The organism is Bacteroidota bacterium (assembly GCA_018816945.1).
Classification (GTDB): domain Bacteria; phylum Bacteroidota; class Bacteroidia; order Bacteroidales.
On sequence record JAHIVC010000004.1, the window covers coordinates 1 to 4,313 of the forward strand.

Consider the following 4,313-nt stretch of genomic DNA (forward strand, 5'->3'; position numbering starts at 1 on the left):
AATCCGCACATTGGTATTAAGTTCCAAAGGTTCGTCGGGTCCATACATGAATGCAACGGCACGATCGTAATCCTTAACCGTAATTTCTTTGGGAGCATACTTGCTTTGAGCAAATAACGCGCTAATTGCAAATATTGCAATAATAAAAAGGCTTGTCTTTTTCATTTCATTTAAAGTTAAAAATTGGCAGTGTAAGTTATAAAATATTCTCACTCGGTATGCCAAATTATAAACAGAAAGGAGATTGAATCATTTTGAGTGGTCCCCAAAAATATGTATATATATAAAAAGGGCAATTCGCTGGCGGACCTAACTGCCGTGTTATACTTCATCATCCTGTCCCGATAAACCCGGGGTGCATTTTTTATGGGTTTAAACCTCAAACACATTTGTATTTTTTATATATTTGATCTTGCTCCCCGATTAATATTTAAATCATATTGGATGATTGAAAAATTAACGATATATTTAGAAACACAAAAAGTAAACATTACATCACAATATGGATGATATTCTGGAATAAAGGTGAACATATAACAGAGTGAGGCACAACTTGATGACACATAAGTACAATGGAAGTAAAAGATGAAATATTTTATCATTGCCAAAGAAAAAATGGATTAAACAAAAATTGGGAAATTGGAGATTTCATAAATTTCTCTAAAAAGACAGAGAATTACTACTTCTCATCCTTGAAAGAATGTGTTCTTGAATTAAAAAACAGCTTGTCTAATATTGATTTGAATCCTAAAATTGAGAAAATAGAAGGAATTATACATAACGAGGAATTTGAGAAAAACATAAGAGAAAAACAAATATTAATAAATAACTCAAAATATTACATTGACCAAATAAACGACTATTTCAACAAAACAATTCAATTTCAACAAGAAACAATATTTGAATTTATACGAAAGGAGATTAATCCACAATTACCATCAAGGCAGAGTTGTATCTGGATTACAGAAACAATAGAAGATTTACGTAAATGGTCAGACATGTTTAAATGTCCGACAATTCTCAAACTTAAATTAAATGGGAAAATACATAAAACAAGTGGGAAATTTATTGATATTATTCAAAATAGAGATTTATATACTGCTAGATTAAATGCGACAGAATACTGGAGAGGTAAATACAATGACAGAGATGAGATTGAATTTTTATTTGAAGGTAATTTTGAGATTGTAGATAAAATAAAATAAAAGCTGTGCCTAACATTTTGTAAATTGCATTGCGGGGTTCGTGCGGTGCGTTGTCTCCGCTCAGCTAGCGCGGACCTGCCTTCCGCAGGCAAGCGTCCACGTCCGGGCATCTTTTTAATCTTGGACTGATTTAACTGGCGCGGACTACCAGCCTGCGGCAGGCAAGTCCGCGCCCACTAGACTAGCTAGGGACTAACAGTAAATAAAACTAAATTGCTAAAACATGAATCAAATGAAAGCTGTACTTTATAATAAAAAAGCGTCTCCCGTAAAATTGAGTTATACTCAGATCGAAAAACCAGTAGTAAAGGACAGCGAAGTTTTAATCAAAATAAAAGTAGTTTCATTAAACGCCGCTGATTATCGTTCCATGAAAATGGGGCTCATCCCTAAAAACAAAATTTTTGGAGCCGATATTGCGGGTTGTATCGAATCGGTCGGCACGAACGTAACACAGTTTAAGCCGGGCGATGAAGTCATGGGCGACCTTGCGGGCTTTGGTTTCGGAGGTTTAGCCGAATATGTCGCCGTTCCTGAAAAAGCAATCATCATCAAACCCGCAAGCATTTCATTCGAAGATGCTGCTACCTTGCCTATGGCGGCAACAACAGCACTTCAGGCACTGCGCAACAAAGGCAAGATCAAAAAGGGCCATCAAGTTTTAATCGTGGGTTGCGCCGGCGGTGTGGGAACATTCGCCATTCAACTTGCCAAATATTTTGAGAGCGAAGTTACAGGCGTATGCAGCTCAAAAAATGTGCAACAATCCTTTTCGTTGGGTGCCGATTTTGTGATCGACTACAGCAAAGAAGATTTCACGAAAAGCGATAAACGTTATCACCTGATTTTAGGCATTAACGGGAATTACCCGCTTTTAAGCTATCGGAAATGTCTGGCTACGGGTGGTATTTATGTCATGGTTGGAGGCTCCCTGTCCCAGATTGCCAAATCATTGCTTTTTGGCCGGGTATTTTCATTTGGATCGAAAAAGATGCGGTCAGTAGCGGCAAAATCAACAAAAGAGGATTTGGAACTGCTGGCAAGCCTGCTTGATAAAGGCAAAATCAAACCCATCATCGAACGCAGGTACACGCTGGAACAAGCCACAGAGGCAATGAACTATTTAAGTCAGGGACACTCAAGCGGAAAAGTGGTCATCAACATCACCTAAAACAATGAAGAATTTAATACGCGGCATTTTAGGATCAGTGATCTTATTGGGGAGTTTTCAAATATACGGTCAAACTACCGGCATCATGACCTTTAATATCAGATATGATAACCCGAACGACCATGAAAATTCGTGGGAATTCAGAAAAAATGAAGTGGTCGGTTTAATCGCCTATTATCATCCCGATTTTCTGGGCATACAGGAAGGATTGTATCATCAGGTGACATTTATACAGCAGCATTGCGCCAACTATAACTATATCGGCATTGGCCGTGATGACGGGGATAAAAAAGGAGAATTTAGTGCCATTTATTTCGATACCACAAAATTCAGTCTGATTGCCCAGGAAACCTTTTGGCTTTCTGAGCATCCCGATACCATTTCGGTTGGTTGGGATGCTTCGATGGAACGGATTTGTACCTATGGGAAATTCAAAAATATAATCACGAATGAAACCATTCACATCTTTAATACCCATTTTGACCATTTTGGAACTTTAGCCCGAAAAATGTCGGCAGAATTGATTCTTCAAAAAATTGCAGCTTTCGGATTAATTAAGGAGAAAGTGGTTGTGATGGGAGATTTAAACGCTGAACCGACATCCGAACCCATCACCCTATTGAGGAAAGCGTTGGATTACGGATTTGAAATTGCCGAAAAGAAATTTTACGGTCCTTTAGGCACTTTTAACGGCTTTAATAATACCCTGGCGACAGATAATCGGATCGATTACATTTTTACCAAAAATTTAGAAATTTACAGTTATCGTCATATCGACGACAGGCGAATTAATAATCTTTGCATCTCCGATCACTTTCCGGTGCTGATTGAAATTAAATGGTATTAACCCCAGGGCTAGCCCTTAATCTTTTATTCAGGAGCAAGCACAGGGGAATTATATTTATTAAATAAGTCTACAAGAATCATATCTCCCGAATGCAAAAAAGCCCTCCATTTCTGAAGGGCCTATAATTATTAACCTAACTTAACCTGGTTACTTAGTCTTGATAGTACAGCCAATGGCTTTAGTTTCGGCAGTTACAGGCGTTTTTCCTGCCAAAAGTGCATTAATTGCGTTTTCAAGATAAGTTTCTTTAACTGCTGCTGCATCAGCGTAATTATCATCAATGGCACCTATATATCGAACCACAAACTCGCCACCCTTGTTTTCCAATAAAAAAATATGAGGCGTTCGGGTTGCTCCATATACAGGATAAACCTCCTGTCCTTCGTCGAAAAGATAAGGAAAGGTGTATCCTTTTTCATGTGCCCTTTCATGCATTGCTTCGTATGAATCGCCGGGCTGCACTTCAGGATCATTCGGATTGATTGCAATAACAGGATATCCCAGATCTTTATATTTTTTATCAATCGCGATAAGACGATCCTGATAGGCAATGGCATAAGGGCAGACATTACAGGTAAATGTTAAAATCACCCCTTTGGCAGCCTTGTAATCACTTAGCGAAACCATCTTGCCTTCCACGTCCTTTAATGTGAAATTGAAAGCTTTATCACCAATTTTTAATCCATCGGCAAATGCAGCAGTACTCAAAACGAGTACGAAAATAAATATGATTGTTTTTTTCATGTTTTATAGTTTATTTAATTCAATGATTGATTTTAATTCATCATAAGAGTATGCACCCTCACGAAATTTTCTAAAGTTTTTATTATACACCAAGGTAGCCGGAATAGATCCGGACCATTCTCCCGAAACCTTATTGATCCATACATTCGCATTGGTATCAAAAAGGAGCACGACTTCCGATTTAAGCTTGTGTTCTTTGATAAATGGGATTACCTGTGTTTCTACATGCTGAGGAAAATCCAAACTTACCAGTAAAAATTTCACCTTTTCATTTTTATAATCAGCGGCCAATTGCTCAAAATCGGGAAGTTCATGAACGCATGGTTTACACCAGGTAGCCCAAAAA

General features: G+C 37.9%; 5 protein-coding genes. 3 read left to right on the forward strand and 2 right to left on the reverse strand.

Going from position 1 to position 4,313, the window contains the following annotated elements; all coding sequences use genetic code 11:
• The first annotated feature begins 572 nt into the window (after window positions 1-572).
• The 3 genes from KKG99_00050 (at window position 573) to KKG99_00060 (ending at window position 3,223) form a co-directional block, all read left to right on the forward strand.
• Entirely contained in the window at window positions 573-1,205 is a 633-nt protein-coding gene (locus KKG99_00050; GenBank protein ID MBU1011366.1) for a DUF2441 domain-containing protein, read from the forward strand.
• Between the two features lie 232 nt (window positions 1,206-1,437).
• A complete protein-coding gene (locus KKG99_00055; GenBank protein ID MBU1011367.1) occupies window positions 1,438-2,376 on the forward strand; it encodes an NAD(P)-dependent alcohol dehydrogenase in 939 nt (312 codons plus the stop codon).
• Between the two features lie 85 nt (window positions 2,377-2,461).
• The gene (locus tag KKG99_00060) at window positions 2,462-3,223 is read left to right on the forward strand and encodes an endonuclease/exonuclease/phosphatase family protein (GenBank protein ID MBU1011368.1); all 762 of its coding nucleotides are present in this window, start codon (window positions 2,462-2,464) and stop codon (window positions 3,221-3,223) included.
• A 147-nt stretch (window positions 3,224-3,370) separates the two neighbouring features.
• Here the strand turns inward: KKG99_00060 and KKG99_00065 are convergent, their stop codons facing one another.
• A complete protein-coding gene (locus KKG99_00065) occupies window positions 3,371-3,967 on the reverse strand; it encodes a thioredoxin family protein (protein MBU1011369.1) in 597 nt (198 codons plus the stop codon).
• A 3-nt stretch (window positions 3,968-3,970) separates the two neighbouring features.
• A partial coding sequence (locus KKG99_00070; protein ID MBU1011370.1) for a TlpA family protein disulfide reductase occupies window positions 3,971-4,313 on the reverse strand: 343 nt, incomplete at its 5' end.

Excerpts from the sequence above, each read along its gene's own strand:
- KKG99_00065 (MBU1011369.1), bottom strand. The coding sequence starts at position 3,967 with ATGAAAAAAACAATCATATTTATTTTCGTACTCGTTTTGAGTACTGCT.
- KKG99_00050 (MBU1011366.1), top strand. The coding sequence starts at position 573 with ATGGAAGTAAAAGATGAAATATTTTATCATTGCCAAAGAAAAAATGGA.
- KKG99_00060 (MBU1011368.1), top strand. The coding sequence starts at position 2,462 with ATGACCTTTAATATCAGATATGATAACCCGAACGACCATGAAAATTCG.
- KKG99_00055 (MBU1011367.1), top strand. The coding sequence starts at position 1,438 with ATGAAAGCTGTACTTTATAATAAAAAAGCGTCTCCCGTAAAATTGAGT.